Source organism: Shewanella sp. SM71 (assembly GCF_025653905.1).
Taxonomy (GTDB): domain Bacteria; phylum Pseudomonadota; class Gammaproteobacteria; order Enterobacterales; family Shewanellaceae; genus Shewanella; species Shewanella oncorhynchi.
Window position 1 is genome coordinate 122,916 of sequence record NZ_JAKKRW010000003.1, and the last position, 19,404, is coordinate 142,319.

General features: G+C 45.3%; 14 protein-coding genes, 1 pseudogene and 1 riboswitch. Of the genes and pseudogenes, 5 read left to right on the forward strand and 10 right to left on the reverse strand.

The genetic code is table 11. The annotated features are described in order from the left end of the window. Positions 1-43: 43 nt before the first annotated feature. The gene (locus tag L5L97_RS04235) at positions 44-1,345 is read right to left on the reverse strand and encodes a DEAD/DEAH box helicase (RefSeq protein WP_028761337.1); all 1,302 of its coding nucleotides are present in this window, start codon (positions 1,343-1,345) and stop codon (positions 44-46) included. 361 nt (positions 1,346-1,706) lie between these two features. Further along, positions 1,707-3,275, reverse strand: coding sequence for a methyl-accepting chemotaxis protein (locus L5L97_RS04240; protein ID WP_173497556.1), 1,569 nt, complete (start codon positions 3,273-3,275; stop codon positions 1,707-1,709). A 531-nt stretch (positions 3,276-3,806) separates the two neighbouring features. Between L5L97_RS04240 and L5L97_RS04245 the strand changes: the two genes are divergently transcribed. Next, a complete protein-coding gene (locus tag L5L97_RS04245; protein WP_263181240.1) occupies positions 3,807-5,072 on the forward strand; it encodes an HD-GYP domain-containing protein in 1,266 nt (421 codons plus the stop codon). Positions 5,073-5,245: 173 nt separating this feature from the next. On the opposite strand, the gene L5L97_RS04250 is transcribed toward L5L97_RS04245, so the two are convergent. Then, positions 5,246-7,033 (reverse strand): aminopeptidase P family protein, encoded by a 1,788-nt coding sequence (locus L5L97_RS04250; protein WP_263181241.1) that lies wholly within the window; start codon positions 7,031-7,033, stop codon positions 5,246-5,248. 704 nt (positions 7,034-7,737) lie between these two features. Between L5L97_RS04250 and L5L97_RS04255 the strand changes: the two genes are divergently transcribed. After that, a complete protein-coding gene (locus tag L5L97_RS04255) occupies positions 7,738-8,523 on the forward strand; it encodes an ROK family protein (RefSeq protein WP_212600785.1) in 786 nt (261 codons plus the stop codon). Positions 8,524-8,897: 374 nt separating this feature from the next. Further along, positions 8,898-8,986, forward strand: a riboswitch (cyclic di-GMP riboswitch). Between the two features lie 113 nt (positions 8,987-9,099). Then, the gene (locus L5L97_RS04260; protein ID WP_263181242.1) at positions 9,100-11,706 is read left to right on the forward strand and encodes a glycosyl hydrolase family 18 protein; all 2,607 of its coding nucleotides are present in this window, start codon (positions 9,100-9,102) and stop codon (positions 11,704-11,706) included. A gap of 132 nt (positions 11,707-11,838) precedes the next feature. Here the strand turns inward: L5L97_RS04260 and L5L97_RS04265 are convergent, their stop codons facing one another. From L5L97_RS04265 to L5L97_RS04275, 3 genes are all read right to left on the reverse strand, one after another. Beyond that, positions 11,839-12,078: an FKBP-type peptidyl-prolyl cis-trans isomerase gene (locus tag L5L97_RS04265; RefSeq protein WP_372832297.1), complete on the reverse strand. Its 240-nt coding sequence runs from the start codon at positions 12,076-12,078 to the stop codon at positions 11,839-11,841. A gap of 48 nt (positions 12,079-12,126) precedes the next feature. Then, entirely contained in the window at positions 12,127-13,158 is a 1,032-nt protein-coding gene (locus L5L97_RS04270; protein WP_263181243.1) for a DUF4062 domain-containing protein, read from the reverse strand. Positions 13,159-13,374: 216 nt separating this feature from the next. Further along, entirely contained in the window at positions 13,375-13,845 is a 471-nt protein-coding gene (locus L5L97_RS04275; protein WP_263181244.1) for an FKBP-type peptidyl-prolyl cis-trans isomerase, read from the reverse strand. 250 nt (positions 13,846-14,095) lie between these two features. Between L5L97_RS04275 and L5L97_RS04280 the strand changes: the two are divergent. Continuing rightward, a pseudogene (locus tag L5L97_RS04280) lies at positions 14,096-15,450 on the forward strand (short-chain fatty acid transporter). Positions 15,451-15,531: 81 nt separating this feature from the next. Here the strand turns inward: L5L97_RS04280 and L5L97_RS04285 are convergent. Continuing rightward, positions 15,532-16,011 carry an HPP family protein gene (locus L5L97_RS04285; RefSeq protein ID WP_263181245.1) on the reverse strand — a complete coding sequence of 160 codons (480 nt, stop codon included), beginning with the start codon at positions 16,009-16,011 and terminating at the stop codon, positions 15,532-15,534. A gap of 277 nt (positions 16,012-16,288) precedes the next feature. Here L5L97_RS04285 and L5L97_RS04290 point away from each other — a divergent pair, with 277 nt between their 5' ends. Next, complete coding sequence (locus L5L97_RS04290; RefSeq protein ID WP_173497561.1) at positions 16,289-16,903, forward strand: TetR/AcrR family transcriptional regulator; 615 nt, start codon at positions 16,289-16,291, stop codon at positions 16,901-16,903. Between the two features lie 93 nt (positions 16,904-16,996). Here L5L97_RS04290 and L5L97_RS04295 read toward each other — a convergent pair whose 3' ends face one another. The 3 genes from L5L97_RS04295 to L5L97_RS04305 form a co-directional block, all read right to left on the reverse strand. Beyond that, a complete protein-coding gene (locus L5L97_RS04295; protein WP_263181247.1) occupies positions 16,997-17,503 on the reverse strand; it encodes a DUF1294 domain-containing protein in 507 nt (168 codons plus the stop codon). Positions 17,504-17,532: 29 nt separating this feature from the next. Next, on the reverse strand, positions 17,533-18,738 hold the full coding sequence (locus tag L5L97_RS04300) for a DUF418 domain-containing protein (protein WP_263181249.1): 1,206 nt from the start codon (positions 18,736-18,738) through the stop codon (positions 17,533-17,535). 199 nt (positions 18,739-18,937) lie between these two features. Next, positions 18,938-19,375, reverse strand: a complete 438-nt coding sequence (locus L5L97_RS04305; RefSeq protein WP_028761325.1) for a nucleoside deaminase — start codon at positions 19,373-19,375, stop codon at positions 18,938-18,940. Between the last annotated feature and the right edge of the window lie 29 nt (positions 19,376-19,404).

Genomic DNA, 19,404 nt, shown 5'->3' on the forward strand with positions numbered 1-19,404 from the left:
TTATCAATATTGGCAAACACTGATAATATCAATTAACGGATAATTACTTAAGTTTTTTTGCCTTGCTCGGTGCTTGACCAACTTTCATTTTTACGCGGCGGCCCTGCATGTTTTTCTCAGCAGCAACTTGAGCGCCGACGTTGTCGGTTCTTTGTTGCTTTTTGGCAAAACTGCGGCGGGTTTGCAATTGCTTTAATAGCAATTCGCGGCTGCCAACTTCATAACCTGGCACAGTGACGCGGCGAATCTGTTGGCCAATCAATTTTTCGATATCGGCTAACGTGCGCTCTTCTTCGCGGCTCACAAATGAAATGGCTACGCCTGTTTTTCCTGCACGGCCTGTACGACCGATACGGTGTACATAATCTTCTGCGAGGAAAGGTAAGTCATAGTTGACTACGTATTCAAGGCTTGGGATATCCAGACCTCGGGCGGCGACTTCGGTGGCAACCAGCACCCGAACATCACCCGCCACAAACTCACGCAGTGCGCGGCGACGACTGCCTTGGCCTTTTTCACCGTGGACCACTTCAGATGGGATACCATCTAAGTTTAATTCTTTGACTAGCGTATCGGCGGCTTCACGGGTCGCAGTAAATACCAATACCTGTTGCCAGTTTTTCTTGCCGATAAGCTCAGAAAGCAGTTCGCGTTTACGGCGTTGTTCAACCGGATAAACTACTTGGCTAACGGTGTCGGCTGTAGTGTTTTGTTTATCAACGCTGATCACTTGCGGTTTAACCATCATGTCGTTGGCAAGTTTTTTCACCGCACTTGAGAAAGTGGCCGAGAATAACAAGTTTTGACGTTTCTTATTTACCGCTTGAAGGATTTTTTGGATATCGGCGCTAAAGCCCATGTCGAGCATGCGATCGGCTTCGTCTAGCACTAAAAAGTCGACGTTCGACAGGCTTAAGTTACAGGCGGTAAGGTGCTCAAGTAAGCGACCTGGGGTGGCAACAATCACATCGGCGCCGCGTTTCAGCTTTTGCGCTTGAGTCTCAATCTTTACGCCGCCGTAAATGGTTAAGACGCTGAAGTTTAAGTATTTGCAGTAAGCCGTAACGTTGTCAGCCACTTGAGCTGCAAGCTCACGGGTCGGCGTAAGGATCAATACGCGGGCATTTGACTTTAGCGTTTCGCTTGGCTTTTCAACCATCTTTTGCAGGATCGGCAGCGCGAAAGCGGCGGTTTTACCCGTACCGGTTTGGGCGCTGGCTAAGACATCTTGGCCGCGGCGGATAGCAGGTATCGCTTGCTGCTGAATAGGCGTCATTTGTTGATAACCGCAATCTGAGATAGCGCGCAAAATCTCGGGGGAAAAACTAAAAGATTCAAATCTCATTTTGGATTCCTATCGTTCACTTATTCAAACATTCAAGCGCCGCTAGCCTCTTTATCACTTGTCTAAAGGAGAGAGGTGTATCGGCTGGCTCATTCTTCCACACAGATTTTATAAGAAAAATGGCGGGCGCGGAGTATAGCAAAAATTTCGGTTAAAACCTGTACTTTTTAGTGTTTTGGCATTTTATCTGCATCATTTCATCAGGAGGGGATAAAAGGCTTAGTACTGGTTCAGGTGGGCAAGGTCTTATTGATCTATACAAGGGTTGAGTAAAATATGGACTCAACAATACGGATTAAAGCTCGCTATATTAGAAAATACCGCAACCTAGGCTGCGGTATTTTGGATCTTGTATTTATGTTTAACCGAAGGTGCGCCTCAGGCCAAGGGCTTTTTCGGCATTGTGTTTAAGAAGATGGGCTGCATCACCAATCAGATGGGTTGCGGCTAAGTTCTCGGCGCTGGCATGGGTGATGGAGTGAATATTACTGGCGATCTCATTGACCACTTGACGCTGTTGATCGGCTGCCACTGCATTTTGTTGGGCAAAGGTGTGGATATCACTCACTTCTTGGTAAATGGTGTTTACATTGTCGGCGGACAGTTGAATATCGCTGGCACAACGCTCCGCATGTTGACGGCTTTGTTCCATTTCTTTGGCCCATGCGTTGAGCATAGTGAACATCTTATCGACACTCTTAGAAATACTGTTAGTCGATAGCTGGGTTCTGCTCGATAGAGCGCGTACTTCATCGGCGACCACGGCAAACCCACGGCCTTGTTCACCCGCACGGGCAGCTTCAATCGCGGCATTGAGGGCGAGGAGATTAGTTTGCTCGGCAATAGAGTCAATTTCGCCCATCGCATTAGCGACTTGCTCGGCTTCTTTATTTAATTGATGGGCATTGTTGGTTGCATCGGCAACAGACTTTGCCAGTTGCTCCATTTTTTGAGTGTTGGCCTTCATGTTGGCACTGCTTTTAAGGCAGAGATCATAGGCGGTATTGATGCTGGTAGAGGTGAGATGGGTATTCTGCGCCACTTCTGTGATGGTTGAACTCATTTCTTCCATCGCGCCAGAGAGCTGTTCTAGCTGACTTTTCTCTTGATCTAGGCTGACATAGGTTTGCTCGGTCGCGACCACTAATTGATCGGCAATGGCATGTAATTGATTGGCTTGATCTTGGGTACGCCCAAGTACGCCATTCATTTTGGCCTGTAGCATGATGAGCTGGAAATCGAGGATAGAAGAGGTATCTGCACCCGAGTAAATGTAACGACTGATAGAGTCATATTTGGTTTGCATTTCAATCAGTTTAGCGGGAATACGAAAAGCCTCATCGTAGAAAATGGCGAGGTTTAAACTCATCAGAATCGCCCCTGCGATAATTACGCCCCAGCCCCAAAAGTAGCCAGCGATCAGTAAACCTGTGGAGGCTACAACCGCAGATACGATACGTTTTTGCATTAAACTTAAGGGTTTAGGAATGGATTTGTCTAATTTGAGTCTTTGGTAAATCTCATTAGCTTTCGTGACGTAGGCGGCTTGAGGCTGAATGCGCACCGATTGGTAACCGATAATAGTGCCGTTTTCAAACAAGGGCGAAACAAAGGCATCAACCCAATAGAAGCCACCATTTTTACAGCGGTTCTTGACTATGCCGCGCCAAGATTGGCCCGACTTAAGTTTTCCCCACATTTCTTTAAAGGCGGCGCTCGGCATATCCGGATGGCGCACCATATTGTGTGCACTGCCAATCAATTCTTGATCGCTATAGCCTGAGACTTCGGCAAAACGGGCGTTAACGTAAGTGATGATACCGCGAGTATCAGTGGTGGAAATGAGTTCATCTTGTGGTGTTAAGCGGATTTCTTGATCTGATCTCTGTGTATTAACTATTTTATTCGCTGAGGCGTTACTCTGGCTCATTTAGTGTGTCCATTCAGGGCCGATGTGGTTCATTAGGGTTCAGGACGCGGTGTTAGGCGCGAATTTTATTGTGCTGACTCTCATCGGAGTAAGCTTGTTATGTGATAAGAGTATCATTTTTGTGTGGGTATAGGAGAGCGGTTTCTCATGGTTGACTGGTGAAAATCAATCGTTCGTCGTATTTATAAGCTATTGCAATATATAAAGTTTTTAAGTAGCGAGAATGTGGAGTTAAACGAGCGTTTATCCTGTTAAATCGTTAATTCTAGTATTTTGTATAGGGTTATTCTTTTATGTCTTGAGTGGGTATTTGTCATTCATCTTAAATATAAATTATGTTCGATGATATTGGGCTAATGTCGTTGATTCGGCTTGATATCGCAGTATTCATGGAGCGCTTTATTGGCCTTAGTCTATTCTTTAATGGGCAACAAAAGATGGCTTATTTTTCCTTGCTTCAGCGGTGTATCTTGATTTTGCTCTTCTACTTCATTAGCTCACAGCGGGAATGCTACATAAGAGGAACTTCCCATGGCGATATCACTTAGGCGTGGTGTAACTAAATTAGCCACAGCGTCCTTGGGAACAGCGGCGGCACTGCCACATTGGCGACGTTTGAACTTTGAACGTTTATTTGGCTTTCTAGCGATTCTCTGCGTGCCTGTATATATCACTAGTGTGTATTTATGCGTCATCGCCGATCTCTGGTTTATGGTGGTATTTGATACGCTGGCTTATCTGTTTTTACTGCTTTTACTGTATTTTCCTAAGCTTGCTGATAGTACGCGTTTTGGCTGTGGCTGCTTGCTGGGTTTTGCTATCGGCATCGGTTTTTTAATTGCGATTGGCCCTTCGGGAGCTGGTTTTTTCTGGTTATTTATTTTCCCGCCGTTAGTCGGTATTTTTTTAGGAAATCGAGCCAGCTTATATGCCCAGTGTTTGAATGGGCTAAGTTTGGTATTGATTGGTTTTGCCTATCATTTTAATTGGCTCAATTGGCCTGAAACCCAAGGTTATAGCGTCGGTATTTGGGCCGTTGTGGTGGTCAATTTTATCGTGACCAATGCCATGTTGACGTTAACCATCACTTATTTATTAGGTAAGTTGGCTGACGCACTCGATTCAACCTTAGCATCACGCCAAGCTACCGTATTAGGCTTAGCTAAACTCGCCGAATACAGAGATAACGAAACGGGCGCGCATTTGCTACGTATGCGGCAGTATTCGAAAATGCTTGCGTCGCAGCGACTACTGGCCGCCAATCCTCCTGCAGAATTGAACGAAGATTATATTCAAGACATTAGTTTGTCGGCCATTTTGCACGATATAGGTAAAGTCGGTATTGCCGATGCGATTTTGCTTAAACCGGGTAAATTAACGCCGCAGGAGTTTGAGCAAATTAAAGCTCATCCTGTGATCGGGGGACAAGTGCTACGCAGTTTGTTGGAATATGCGCCCCAATGTACTTTTATTCAGATGGGTCGCGATATTGCCTCGGGTCACCATGAAAAGTGGGATGGTAGTGGTTATCCCCTTGGTTTGAAAGGTGAAGATATTCCGCTTTCGGCAAGGATAGTGGCCCTAGTTGATGTTTATGATGCGCTGACTTCTCCCCGATGTTATAAGCGGCCCTTTAGCCATCAAGAGGCTATTGACTTAATTATTGAAGGCAAAGGTCAGCATTTCGACCCTGAATTAGTCGATTGTTTTATGGCAATTCATCAGGACTTTGAAGTGTTGTCTAAAGCATCGCTGGATGATGCTTATCAGCCGATGGCACAACCTACTATGGTTTAGCGACTCATGTTTTTAAGTCGTGTTTTGAAATCATGGTTTTGAAATAAGACGTGGGTTTTAAAACACACTGATAGCGCTAAAAAAACGCCCAATGCTAATTGCCTTGGGCGTTCTATTTTATAGCGCGTAAGTGACTAAAATAACGACTTAAATTGCTACTTATCAACGGAGTGCTAAATTGCTTTAGTCACTTGAGTTAACCAAGCCAATTCATCCCCTGACATCAACGGAGAAAGTGTATTGAATACTTGCTGATGATAAGCATTAAACCAGTCTATTTCCCCTTGCGTTAACAGGCTCTTATCAATAAGGCGCGCATCCATAGGGATCATAGTCAACGCATCGAACTCATACATCTCACGCTCAGCCCCTTTAAGTGCTTCACAGTGTTGCACTACGACGAGGTTTTCTAAGCGAATGCCAAAACTCTCAGCGCGGTAGTAACCCGGCTCGTTGGAAAGCACCATGCCGGGCATCAATGCGATACCGTTGACATTTTTACCTATGCGCTGTGGACCTTCGTGCACACTTAAAAAATGACCCACACCATGGCCTGTACCGTGATCGTAATCAAAACCATATTGCCATAAATATTGGCGGGCGAAAGCGTCGAGCTGCTGGCCTGAGGTGCCTTTCGGGAATCGTGCTTGGTCGAGGGCAATATGACCTTTTAGCACCAGCGTAACCATTTTTTTATGCTCATCGGTCACTTCACCTATCGCAATGGTACGGGTCACATCTGTGGTGCCGTCAATATACTGAGCGCCAGAATCCACTAAGTAGATGCTGTCCATTGTCATCATGGCTGGTGTGCCATTGTTGTGATTGTAATGGCACATAGCGGCATTAGGACCGGCAGCTGAAATCGTGTCGAAACTTGGCTCGCGGTAACGCTCATCTTCTAGGCGAAAGCTTTCCAATTTATCCGCAAGGGTGGCTTCATCGTGCATGCGATTGGCCGCCACTTCGGCATCGAGCCATGCAAGGAATCGACTCACTGCGACGCCATCGCGGACATGACAGGCACGCATGCCGGCCAGTTCTGCGGCGTTTTTCTGCGCTTTAGGTAAAGCGACAGGATCGATTCCAGCTATCAATTTTGCTCCTGCCTCACGGGCAATGTTTTGTGCCCAAGCGTTTGCAGAATTCGGATCGGCCAGTAGTTTTACATCCTGCATGCTGGCGAGTGTATCGGCAAGAGATGCCTCGCCCTTAAAGCTTACGCCAGCGCCAACATGCTCCTCAATGCCCTCTGGGAGTTTGCTTAAATCGGTGAAAAGCTGCATATCACCATTGGCGTGGAGCAGGGCACTGCCGAGTACAACGGGCAGGCGCGGTACATCATTGCCGCGAATATTGAGTAGCCAGCAGAAAGAATCTAAGGCGGCGATTAAGGCGACATCACCACCGGCTTTTTTTACTAATGCACCAATTTCAATGCGTTTTTGCAGGCTGGTTTTACCAGCACTCTCGTTGCTAAACAAAGTGATAGGCGCGTTCGACTGTGCTGGCCGATTCTGCCAATGCAAATCGATAGGGTTTTGTTCAACTGCAACTAATTCGATTTGGGATTTATTTAAGGTTGCTTTGGCATTTTCATACCAAGCTAAGGTGTGTAAGCGCGCATCGAAACCAACGCGAGACCCTGCTGGTAGCGTGTCACATAACCACTCAATTTGTGGTGTATCGGTTAGGCTTTCATAACTGAAAAGTGTGGCATCGACTTGCAAACGAACTTGAACCGTATAGCGGCCATCGGTAAATATTGCGGCTTTATCTTTCAATACGATAGCCATACCCGCCGAACCGGTAAAGTTGGTTGCCCAGTACAAACGTTCGTTATGTGCTGGCACATATTCGCCCAGATATTCGTCGGCACGGGGAATAATAAAAGCATCGAGATTAGCAGATGTTAATTCGTTACGAATAGCACCGAGACGGTTAGCGATTGATTGTGACATAAGGGCTCCAATTGAGACTGGCATGCTATGCGAGTCGGTAGGCGAAGATCGACTAAGGATGAATGGTTTATACCCAAACAACCTGAAGATGCAGGATTCAGCGGTAATTTAACGCACTTTAGGCAAGGCCATTAATTGCTCCTGCATTAATGGCATTCACGCCATTCATGGCGATTGCGGTTATTTGCAGACCTAGTGGGCTAAGTTAAAAATAACCAACGCAGTATAAAGTGCGTTAAAAACCGCCGGGACGGAGCGTCTAGGGCACTTCACTTCCGTGTTGCATCAATTCAAAAGGTAGCCGACATTCTGTCATTGATACGCCTTGAATTGAAGCACCCTAGGCGCTCTGAAACTCGTATCTTCAGGTAGCTTGGGTTTATGTTGATTTGAGTTTTAACCGGCTCGGATTATCGCAAGTCTAGCGTGCTAGATGCAAGGGTCGCGAATAAAGGATTTTGTATACAATCGTGAATTTGTGCAGGTAAGACGCTTGAGGTTATGGGGTTTGTTGTTAATTTATTTATGTGATTTTGAGCATGAAAAGTGAATTAAATAAAAGGTTGGTCATGTTTTAATTAGGACTTGTTCCTTAAAAATTAGCAACTTAAGTTTTATTCAATCGCTAACATTTGGACCCTATGCTAACATTTGCCATCTCTACTCGGGGTCAGAGTGGGGCACATGTATCAGTGGAGTAAGCGATGCAAATACTAACAATAGATGTGGGCGGTACCAAAGCCCTGTTCGAACTTCATCTCGCGGGACATACAGAACAATATAAAATCCCCACAGGTGAAGGTTTTAAAATTGAAGAGTTAAATAATCAAATCGCGGCGTTTGAACGTGATTATGATTTACAGCATTACCAATTAGCGATTGCCGTACCTGGACTGGTACAAAATAATCGTTTGGTTTCTTGTAAATCTTTACCTGGACTCAATGGATTGAGCTTCGATACAGTCAAAACCCAGGGTGAGCTTAAGTTTATCTGCAACGATATCGATGCGGGTATGCAAGCGACTTGTGATGCCAAATATGCCTGTGAGTTATTGGTCATGTGCGGCACTGGGATCGGTATGTCTATTGCCTTTAATGGACAAGTCTTTACGGGAGCGACTGGCGTGGCGGGGGAGTTGGGGCCTTGTCGCGTGATGACAGAATCTGGCGAGTTTAGTTTAGAGCAACTGGCCAGTGGCGATTCAGTGCGCAGCCGCAAAATCTCCACTCAGGATGATTTATATCGCGCGGGCAGTTATCTCGGCATGGGATTAGCGTGGGCGGTTAATTTATTTAATCCTAATCGAATTTGGCTTGCTGGCGGTATGATGAATAGCGCTCCTTACTACAAAGGCTGCCTCGAAAGCTTAAAGCAAATGGCATTGAGCGCGCCCTTAGCTGAGATGAAAATCAATCGTGTCGATGATATGGAAACCTTGGTTTGCCGCGGTTTATCAGTGATGCTCGCAAGGGACTATCCTCGTGCATAAGGATCATAAATAACCCCGTGCATAAGGATCATAAATGCCCTGCGCATAAGGATCATCATGTTGTTCGACAATGGTTTGCGCCATGAATGTTTAGTGATTGAGTTTTAGCTGCATAAGCGACGTAAATTGTGAAATATAAAGCAGGACTTATGATGCCTTTGGCATATCGAGTCCTGTTTTTTTATTCTTAAAGTATTCAGATGATCCTCATTACCCAAAGTAAATATTAGCGATAGTTTAATTTGCATAATTCCTTTATTATCAGATGCCTAGTTCTATTTGCGATTTTAGCCAATAACACAGTTGATAATATTTTGTTGCAATTTTATTGCGCTTACGCTTATGCTGATATTTGCAATGACAACGTTGTCATTGTGTGTAAAAGGCAAACCAGTTGAAAAACTGGGACGCAAAGCCTCCGGTCTAAGGGTTCGTCTGTACCTATGATAGCGGGGATACCACAGGTTTTTCTTCGTGCAGTTGTCAGTCGTTTTGCATGGTTTTAAGAGAGTGCTGTTTCCTGTCTACGCTTTGTTTGCCTTATTGATTCATATAAAAATTCAATAGGGATATCTCATGTTCAAGACTCAAATTTCAACATCAGCCTTGCTAGTGGCATCAGCGCTGGCATCTACCATCAGTGCCAGCGTTTTTGCAGCGGCGCCCGGTAAACCGACTTTAGGTTGGGGCGAAACTAAGTTCGCTATTATTGAAGTGAATCAAGCGGCTACCGCTTACAATCAATTAGTTACGGTGAAAGATGCCGCCGATGTCTCCGTCAGTTGGAACCTTTGGAGTGGCGATGTGGGCAATAAAGCCCAAGTGTTGCTCAACGGCAATGTGGTTTGGGAAGGCCCATCTGGCGCGTCGGGAACCGCTAACTTTAAGGTGAACAAGGGCGGCCGTTATCAGATGCAAGTACAACTGTGTAACAGTGATGGCTGTACGGCGAGCGATGCTAAACAAATCCTGGTGGCTGATACCGACGGCAGCCATTTAGTGCCACTCAATGCTCCCCTAAAAGAAAACAACCGTCCCTATGCTAATAAATCAGGCAAAGTGGTGGGAGGTTACTTTGTCGAATGGGGCGTATACGGCCGTAAATTCCCGGTCGATAAGATACCTGCGCAAAACTTAACCCATATTTTATATGGCTTTACCCCAATTTGTGGTGGTGATGGCATCAATGATAGCTTGAAAGAAATCGAAGGCAGTTTCGAAGCGTTGCAACGTGCCTGTAGTGGTCGTGGTGATTTTAAAGTTGCGATTCACGATCCTTGGGCAGCGATTCAAATACCGCAGGCGGGAGTGAGTGAGCATTCAGATCCTTACAAAGGTAACTTTGGTCAATTGATGGCACTTAAGCAAGCACATCCAGATTTGAAGATTTTACCTTCGGTCGGTGGTTGGACCCTCTCGGATCCCTTCTTTTTCTTCGGTGATAAAACCAAGCGCGATATCTTTGTCGCTTCGGTGAAAGAGTTTCTACAGACATGGAAATTCTTCGATGGCGTTGATATCGACTGGGAATTTCCAGGGGGGAATGGCGCTAACCCAAATTTAGGTAATGCCAATGACGGTGAAACCTATGTGACTCTGATGCGTGAACTGCGGGCGATGCTTGATGAACTAAGCGCCGAAACGGGTCGTACCTATGAGCTGACCTCAGCCATTAGTGCTGGTGACGATAAAATTCAAAAAGTCGATTATCAGGCTGCTCAGCAGTACATGGATTACATCTTCTTGATGAGTTACGACTTTAATGGTGGTTGGACTAATACTGAACTCGGCCATCAAACCAATCTGTATGAAGCGAGTTGGGATCCCAATACCCGTTACACCACAGCTAATGGCGTTAATGCGCTGTTAGGCCAAGGTGTGACCCCAGGGAAAATTGTGGTCGGTGCCGCTATGTATGGCCGCGGCTGGACAGGTGTGAATGGCTACAGTGGTAATAATCCTTTTACAGGGACGGCAACGGGCAAAGTAAAAGGTACTTGGGAAGCTGGTGTGGTGGATTATCGTCAGATAGCGAACGATTACATGGGAAGTGGTTGGACTTACAGCTATGACGAAACGGCCGAGGCGCCATCTTTGTTCAAGGCATCTACTGGCGATTTAATCACTTTCGATGATGCTCGTTCAGTTAAAGCCAAGGGGCAATATGTGCTTTCTAATCAACTTGGTGGGCTTTTTGCGTGGGAACTTGATGCCGATAATGGTGACATTCTGAATGCCATGCACGAAGGTTTAGGCCATGGTGAAGGCACCACTCCGCCAGTGAATAAAGCGCCCATTGCCAATGCTGGCGTGGATGTGAATGTCACAGGTCCCGCCGATGTGACGCTCAATGGTAGCGGTTCGCGCGATCCTGAAAACGCTGCCTTAAGCTATCTCTGGACTCAAGTCTCTGGGCCAAGTGTTGCCATCGCGAATGCAGATATGGCGAATGCGACTATTCAACTGGGAGCAACCCAAACCGATGTCGCCTATGGTTTTAGCCTTAAAGTCACCGATCCTGAAGGGCTATTTGCCAGCGATACTGTGCTGGTGACGAACAAGGCTGATACGCCTAATCAAGCACCTGTAGTGACTCTGGCTCCGACTGCGACAGTTGAAGCGGGTAAAACCGTCAGTATAGTGGCGAATGCCTCCGATGCAGATGGTGATGCCTTAACCTACGCTTGGACTGTGCCCGCAGGCGTGTCGGCAACCGGGCAAAATAGTGCCACGTTAGTGGTTACTGGCCCCAATGTTACCGAAGCGACCCGCTATGGTTTGAGCGTGCTGGTTTCCGATGGTGCCTTAGATGCGAGCGCATCGACTAATCTGACCGTGACGCCAAAAGTGGTCGGCGGTGGATGCGATGCAACCGATCCCAATGCCGGTAACTATACTGCTTGGCAAACCAGTGTGGTATACAACACGGGTAATACTGTGAGTCATAGTCAGTTGGTATGGAAAGCAAAGTATTGGACTCAGGGCAATACGCCATCTCGCACCGCAGACCAATGGCAGCTACTCAGCCAAGTTGATCTCGGTTGGGATGCGGGTGTGGTGTATAACGGCGGTCAAACTACTCGCTATAACGGTCGTGTTTGGAAGGCGAGTTACTGGACTAAAGGTGATGTACCGAGTGTTGCAGCAGTATGGGTTGATATTGGCGCGGCAACCTGCCAGTAATCATCCAAAATTTTGATATTATTGGTTAAAAAATAAAGCCCTGCGAAGATTCAGGGCTTTTTTCTTTATTAAGCGTTAGGTTTTTTTATGAATACAGCCGAATGCGTTAAGACAGACTCATTGAAGACTGATTTAATCAATCTTAAGCAGTTCCACATCAAAAATTAACACAGAACCACCACCAATCTTGCCCGTGCTACGGTTACCGTAGGCGAGTTCACTGGGAATAAAAAACCGCATTTTATCGCCAACAACCATAAGTTGTACGCCCTCGGTCCAACCCTTAATCACCCGATTAAGCGGAAATGCGATGGGTTCGCCGCGATCAACCGAACTGTCAAACACAGTACCGTCAATCAAAGTGCTGCTTATATTGCAACTACAGTTTAATTTTGAATTTCAATCTAGTGGTTAACATCATCACTTAAAGAATGTAAAAATGTTCTTCAAGATATTTTCCCTTGTAAAGTCATCAACTTGTTTTAGTGCCTCGAATGCTTCTTGTATACCTTGATGATTATCAAGGTGCGTATTACCTTCCACTGTTTCCCATATTTCTACCGTTTGACAGGTGATTCGATGAGTTATGAATGCACTTTCACCTTCTTCGTGCCTAAGAAGGTCAATGCAAAATGCTTCAGTTGCAGCTAAATAATCAAACCATCTATCGTACTCTCGAATATCTGGAATGTTATCGATTTCAACTGCCATTTGAGCAATCCCGAAGTAATCATACAGCCACCCTATAAAACTTTCTGCTTTGGCTTTTAAGTCAATTTTACTAATTTTATCTTCGATGTGGTCAATATTAGTTGAGCGTACTAGTACCTTTATTAGTTCCTCAGTTTTCTTTGCTGCAATACTAAGGTCATCAATTAATCTGTTTGTTATTCTTGCATTATCAACTCTTACTCTTTCCGTTAGTAAGTCATACATCAACCCAGCCCATTGCTTCTTTAAATATGCTTCCATGTCAGCAAAGTTATTAAACGGAACTAAGGCATTGTTCGTGCTGCTTTTTCTAACTTCGTCGATAAAACTGAAAATCTTGATGTTATCGATACTTGTATATGCAATTTTTTCGTAAAAGTCAGGATTACTTTTTTTGTTTGAAAGATACGTGTGGTGGTCTGAGTAAACAGCATTCTCGACTAAAGCGAAAATAGGTATCTTATTTTTGACTGCTTCTCGATATTCATTGTTGGTAATCGAACCTTCTTTGTCTTTATGTTCACCACCGTAGCGGCCTCCAATGATTAAGATAAACAATTGGCAAGTGGCTACTTCACTTATGCAAGCATCATGTGTATGCGCATCGACACTGTAGTAAACATCACCATCGTCAGATAATACGGGCATATAACCTACAGTTTTAACGAAGTATTTCAGATTTTCTCTGATGTGTTTTAAGTCGTAACAGGTGGAGCTGATGAATACTCTGGGAATGGCCAATGTGCAATCCTTTACAGCTGAAGTCTAAAAATATCGAGGTGATTAGGGTTATGTTTAAACTATTGGCGAGAGGTGTCAACAATTGTTTGAAGTGAATAAGAGCTAAGTGACTTATAGCACAGGGTAAATTGATAAATTATCCGTTCGGATTAACTTATTAAGTCAAATGGAAAAACCTCCGTGGAGATTGGAGGCTTTCATCTATAGAACAAACATTTAGTTTATCTTAAGCAGTTCCACATCAAATATTAACAATGACCCGCCACTAATTTTACCTGCGCTGCGGTTCCCGTAGGCAAGCTCACTCGGAATATAAAAACGGAATTTGTCACCTACTGTCATTAGCTGTAAGCCTTCAGTCCACCCCTTAATTACGCGATCAAGCGGAAACACTATGGGTTCGCCGCGATCAACCGAACTATCGAACACAATTCCGTCAATTTTCGTGCCATGGTAATGGACTGTCACTGTATCGCTGGCTTTAGGATGAACTGTGCCATCGCCCTGAGTTAATACTTGATATTGCAAACCTGAAGCTGTGGTGATCACACCTTCTTTGGTTTTGTTTTGTGTTAAAAACTCATTGCCTAAACGGATATTTTCTTGGGCGGCTTTTTGGCCGTTCATCGAGGTAAAGAAGTAAAAAATCACCCCAGCAATCACCACAACGGCAAGTAACATTTTCATATAAAGAGCACCTTAGTTAATTTTTGCCATATTATCAGTTTTTTAGCTTGAGATGCTATCGGCACTCGCGTGTGCGTTGAGCGGGATATCTGGTGCTACCAGTTCAAACCGTTAAAAACTCCCTCAAGACTTTATCCTGCTTTAGAGATCGCTTAATCTGTGGGCTTAAGACTCAATAAAAATTCAATAAAAACAAATAAGAACTAGGGCGTGTTGACGTTTTAGTTCAGATAATAAACAAGGAAAGTCTATGTTAAACAAAGCGGCAAAACCTTTGGTCAAACTCGTCGACCGATATCTACCCGATCCCTATATTTTCGTGCTTTTACTTACCTTAGTCGTATTAATTGCTGCTGTGGTCGCCGAACATAAAACCCCGCTGGAAGTCATCAATTATTGGGGCGATGGCTTTTGGACGCTGTTAAGTTTTTCGATGCAGATGCTGTTAGTGCTGGTGGCAGGATTTATGTTGGCAAGCTCGCCGCCGATTAAAAAGCTGCTTGATGCGATTGCGGGGTTCGCTAAATCGGCACCGCAAGCCATTATTTTAGTGACTTTGGTGTCACTGGCCGCCAGTTGGATTAACTGGGGTTTTGGGCTAGTGGTGGGCGCGTTATTTGCCAAAGCCTTAGCTCGCAAAGTGAAAGTGGATTATCGACTGCTGGTCGCCAGCGCCTATTCCGGCTTTGTGGTTTGGCATGGTGGGCTTGCGGGTTCGATCCCATTAACCATAGCGACGGTGGGGCATTTCTCTGAATCGCAAATCGGTATCATCCCCACCAGTTACACCATTTTCGCGAGTTATAATTTATTGTTAGTGGCAATTCTGTTTGTGGTCATGCCCTTAGTAAATCGCTTTATGTTGCCAGAAGAAAAAGACAGTGTTTATGTCGACCCAAGCGCCCTTGATGACAAAGGCGCTGAACTTGATGCTTCGGCGTTAGAGCTTAACTCTGCAAATGTGAGCGAGCGTCAGCCTGAAAGCCGTCCTGCGGATAAGTTAGAAAATAGTCGTTTACTCGGCTGGAGCGTCGGTGGCGCTGGGCTTGTATATTTAGGTTATTACTTTTGGGTGCAGGGCGGCAGCTTAAATCTCAATTTAGTGAATTTCTTATTTCTGTTCCTCGCCATACTGTTACATCAAACACCACGCAGTTTATTAACCAGCTTGAATGAGGCCATTAAGGGCGGCGCAGGGATTGTTATCCAATTTCCCTTTTATGCGGGCATTATGGCAGTGATGGTGCAATCGGGTTTAGCCCAAAGTATTTCGGAAGGTTTTGTGGCCATCGCTAGCGCCGAGAGCCTGCCATTTTGGAGCTTTATCAGTGCAGGAATTGTGAATATTTTTGTACCATCGGGAGGTGGCCAATGGGCCGTGCAGGCGCCGATTATGTTACCCGCCGCACAGGCTTTAGGTGCTGATGTCGCTCGGGTCGCAATGGCCGTTGCTTGGGGAGATGCGTGGACTAACTTGATTCAACCTTTCTGGGCACTGCCTGTGCTGGCGATTGCAGGCTTAAAAGCGCGGGATATTATGGGCTTTGTTTAATGCAATTGATGATCACTGGCGTGATTATCAGTATCGCGTTGAGCTGGTTCTAAAGGCAAAGTGACAGCCAATTTTGCATTTTAGAGAAAGTGTAGGGCAATTTTAAATTGCCCTTTTTTATTGGCGATGAATGATTAAAACCACTTTTGTGGGTATTGCCGGCGGCAAAGTAAGTTGTGATACAGCCAACCAAAAGCCAGAATGAGTGCAACACCACTGGCGACGGGCATATACAGAAAATCCCAGTGCTGCGCCGTGAGCATAACGACCAGAGGATTAGCTCCCGCGGGTGGATGCACAGTATGAGTTAACATCATAACCGCTATACCTAATCCAACCGCGAGCCCTAAGGTGAGCGGAGAGACTCCCAAAGTATTTAAAATTATTAGTCCGACCAGACTCGTGACTAAGTGACCGCAGAGTATGTTTCTCGGTTGAGCGAGCGGACTTTCTGGTAAGGCAAACAACAACACCATAGTGGCGCCAAAGGGAGCCATTAACCAAATAGTTTGCGGTGTTAACTGTTCAAGCGCCGCTAAACTACTGATACACAACATGGCCCCGCCCCCTGCGAGCAAGGCCATCTTTAGATTCTGCTGACTGATTCTTTGCATCTTTTTCTCCCATTAATGACTGGTGTTAAGCCCTTATTTTGAAACTAAATTGTGGACGTGAATGTTCAGCAAACCATCGCTGCTAACATGCTGTGGTGTTCCGTGTTCACTCTTGATTTCACTATTAACTTAATTTAGTTACCGAAGTAGACAAATTTGTCTACCTGTGCGAATGTTCTCACGGGTAGGCTGACTTGTCTACTCGTGAGAAGATAGGACTCATATTTGTTAGCTAAAATTTGCTAACGAATGTTTACTAAAGAAGAGGAATGAGTTGATGCAGGGCACTGAGATTCAGACTGGTACGCCATCGGATAAACGGCAGCAATTGGTCACTACCGCATTTAAACTGTTTTATTTTCAAAGTGTGCATGGGGTGGGGATTAATCAGATTTTGCAGGAATCGGCGATCGCCAAAAAAACTCTGTACCACCACTTTGCCAGTAAAGATGAGTTAGTTGAAGCCGTGGTTCGCTATCGTGATGAGGTATTTTATCAATGGCTTAGCGAGCGAGTGAACGCATTGCCAGCGGGACGGGAGGGCATTGGTGGGTTATTTATCGCGCTCGATGATTGGTTTAATCAAAGAGTGCCGCAACTGTGTGAGTTTCGCGGCTGTTTTTTTATCAATGTCAGCGCCGAATTTACTGAGCCGAGCCATCCAGTGCACCAACTCTGCGCCCTGCATAAACTGCGAGTGGCGAGTTTAATTGAACAGCAAGTATCGGCATTGGGCTTGCCAGAAGCTAAGACCCAATTTCTCGTTGCGGCAATAGGTTTACTCAAAGAGGGTGCGATAGTGTCGGCGCAACTAAAAGGTGACACTCAGTCTGCACTGTTGGCGTTGTCTGTGGTAGATCAGTTGATCGATGCCGCGACTCATGCTGCTTAGACTGCCACCCTCAGATGGCGATTCTTAGATAAGGCGCCTTATATAAAAGCCTTTGTATAAAAGCTCTTACATAAAAGCCCTTAAATAAGAGCATTAGATAAACATATCTACGGCGCCAGTTTTTATGCCATAACCCAGTACGGCTAAGTTGGCGACGACGGTGAGCCAAAAGACGTTTCTAAATGAGGCTTTAATGGACTTGTGTCTTAACAGGTTTTGGGCAAATAGAGCGCCGGGCCAACCGCCCATGAGGGCGAGCAGATGTAATGAGCTTTCTTTAGTTCGCCATTTGTTACGTTTAGCGGCGGATTTATCGATGGCATAGGCGATAAAGGTGAGCAGGCTTAGTGTGATGTACATGCCCGCAATCCCGACTGGCAGCATATGTTGCTGTGCTGCGCCGATTAAGCCTGCAAGAAAAATCACCACCAATAACAGCGGCATAAGGCTTGAGCCTGAAGCGGCTGTATTGGATTTTTGAGCGCGACTACTTTGGGTGCGATTGTTCTGTGTGCGACCGCTTTGTGCTCGACTCTTTTGAGAACGATTGGTTTGAGGTGAAGCGCTGTTGCCCGTTTTGGCAGTTTTTTTGTTCGTCATTATCTGGTATCAATCTCGTGTCAGTGTTTTTAAGTTTGCTTGTGTTCTTGTGATGCCGTGTATTTTTTAAACGCGAGGTGGCGCCAAAGTTTCTCTAGCGGCCCTTGCTTGAAATAGCGTAAGTACAGGCTGGCTAACAATAATTGCACTACTGAATAAACGAGCGCCATGGCCATGTATCCCCATCTATCTAAGCTCAATAGCAATTCGGGAGCTAAGTGTCTAAACACTAACACGCCAACGATGGATTGCAGAATATAGAGACTAAACGCGAGTTTGCCAATATTTTGCAGCGGAGTCAGTATATTAGGATTATTCTGGCAAACCTTAACTATAATGTGGATGTAAATCAGCGCCATAGGAATAGCACTTAGCATGATTAACACATCTGAAAACGCAACGAGAATGGTATTTTTCGTTAAACCTAAGATGGTATCAAGCAGTGATAGCGTTACGCTTGCTAGCACTAACTTTACCAGTACCGATTTGCTAAAACCCCGCTCAAAAGTCCCCTGTTGATACAAGGCCATGCCGAGCAACATCAAGCCAGCTGTAAACCACATTATGGTAAAAGGGATCACCAGTGCCATATAGCCAACTTGCATCAATTGCAGTAATAGTTGGTCGGCATAGCCAGAGGTCCATGCACTGTATTGCTCTGCAAATAGACTCGATTCTCGAGTGAAAGGTTCATCGCTGCCCGTAAGGCTAACCAGCGTAATGATAACTAAGGCGCTTAAAATAAAAATATTCGCTTTGCGCTTAAGGGCTTCAACACTTAAATCTTTGTAACACAAAGCTAAAAATCCGCTGATGCCATAGGTGAATAAAATATCACCTGACCAAATAAAAATGCCGTGGAGTAGGCCAAATACAATTAACCATTTTAAACGTGATCGCAGTAGTGGGTAAGCTTCTAGGCCTTTGGCGCTAAATCGCTGATATTGAATAAAAAGCCCGACGCCAAACAAGATGGAAAATAGACTGATAAAGCGTGCCTCGATGAAAAAGTTACTGAACACTTTGATAATGTGATCCGACAGCGGCTGTGTTTCATGGGGCGCATAGCCAAAAAAAGTAATGCCCATAAAATAGATATTCATAAAAAATATCCCCAACACGGCTAAGCCGCGAATAGCATCGAGGTTGGCATTACGCTGTGCGGGTATTGTCATTACAACAGGCTGCGTGGAGTCTGATCTTGACCAAGGGTCTTTAGGTAAGTTTGCTGACACGTTAGCTGAGTTCCTTTCGCTAGTAGACATGTTCCACTTTTCACTGGAATTTGGGAGGGCTAGCCTAGCAGGCGCTAGCCCCCAATGAAATACAGCCAACACAAAAAGTAAAATACAGGAAAGGTAGAAAGTGAACTAGCACCAACGTAAAAAGTGAAATACAAAAATGCAGAAACGGATTGAGAAGACTGTCGAACCATTACTCGCCGATATCTTCGTTCCAGAGTGTGGGATTACTAGCGATAAAGTCCTGCATCAATTGTTTGCACTCGGCATTATCGACCACAGTGACATCCACACCGCGGGATTTTACATAGGCTTCAGGCCCTTGGAAGGTAGCGTTTTCACCGACGATGACTTTTGGTATGCCATAAAGTAATACTGCACCGCTGCACATATCGCAGGGCGATAGGGTGGAATACAAGGTCGCCCTTTGGTACTCGGCGGCGCTAAATCGGCCGGCATTTTCGAGACAATCCATTTCTGCATGCAGTACTGAACTGCCTTTTTGTACCCGTTTATTGTGGCCGCGTCCGACGATTTTGCCATCGATCACTAATACCGAACCAATGGGGATACCGCCCTCGGCGAGTCCTTGTTTGGCTTCTTCAATGGCTGCCGCTAAAAATTCATCCATCTTGATATCCTTAAAATATGAACCCTGAG

Bases quoted from the DNA above. Each gene is read 5' to 3' on its own strand.
- L5L97_RS04235 (WP_028761337.1), bottom strand. From the start codon at position 1,345: ATGAGATTTGAATCTTTTAGTTTTTCCCCCGAGATTTTGCGCGCTATC.
- L5L97_RS04240 (WP_173497556.1), bottom strand. From the start codon at position 3,275: ATGAGCCAGAGTAACGCCTCAGCGAATAAAATAGTTAATACACAGAGA.
- L5L97_RS04245 (WP_263181240.1), top strand. From the start codon at position 3,807: ATGGCGATATCACTTAGGCGTGGTGTAACTAAATTAGCCACAGCGTCC.
- L5L97_RS04250 (WP_263181241.1), bottom strand. From the start codon at position 7,033: ATGTCACAATCAATCGCTAACCGTCTCGGTGCTATTCGTAACGAATTA.
- L5L97_RS04255 (WP_212600785.1), top strand. From the start codon at position 7,738: ATGCAAATACTAACAATAGATGTGGGCGGTACCAAAGCCCTGTTCGAA.
- L5L97_RS04260 (WP_263181242.1), top strand. From the start codon at position 9,100: ATGTTCAAGACTCAAATTTCAACATCAGCCTTGCTAGTGGCATCAGCG.
- L5L97_RS04275 (WP_263181244.1), bottom strand. From the start codon at position 13,845: ATGAAAATGTTACTTGCCGTTGTGGTGATTGCTGGGGTGATTTTTTAC.
- L5L97_RS04285 (WP_263181245.1), bottom strand. From the start codon at position 16,011: ATGCAAAGAATCAGTCAGCAGAATCTAAAGATGGCCTTGCTCGCAGGG.
- L5L97_RS04290 (WP_173497561.1), top strand. From the start codon at position 16,289: ATGCAGGGCACTGAGATTCAGACTGGTACGCCATCGGATAAACGGCAG.
- L5L97_RS04295 (WP_263181247.1), bottom strand. From the start codon at position 17,503: ATGACGAACAAAAAAACTGCCAAAACGGGCAACAGCGCTTCACCTCAA.
- L5L97_RS04305 (WP_028761325.1), bottom strand. From the start codon at position 19,375: ATGGATGAATTTTTAGCGGCAGCCATTGAAGAAGCCAAACAAGGACTC.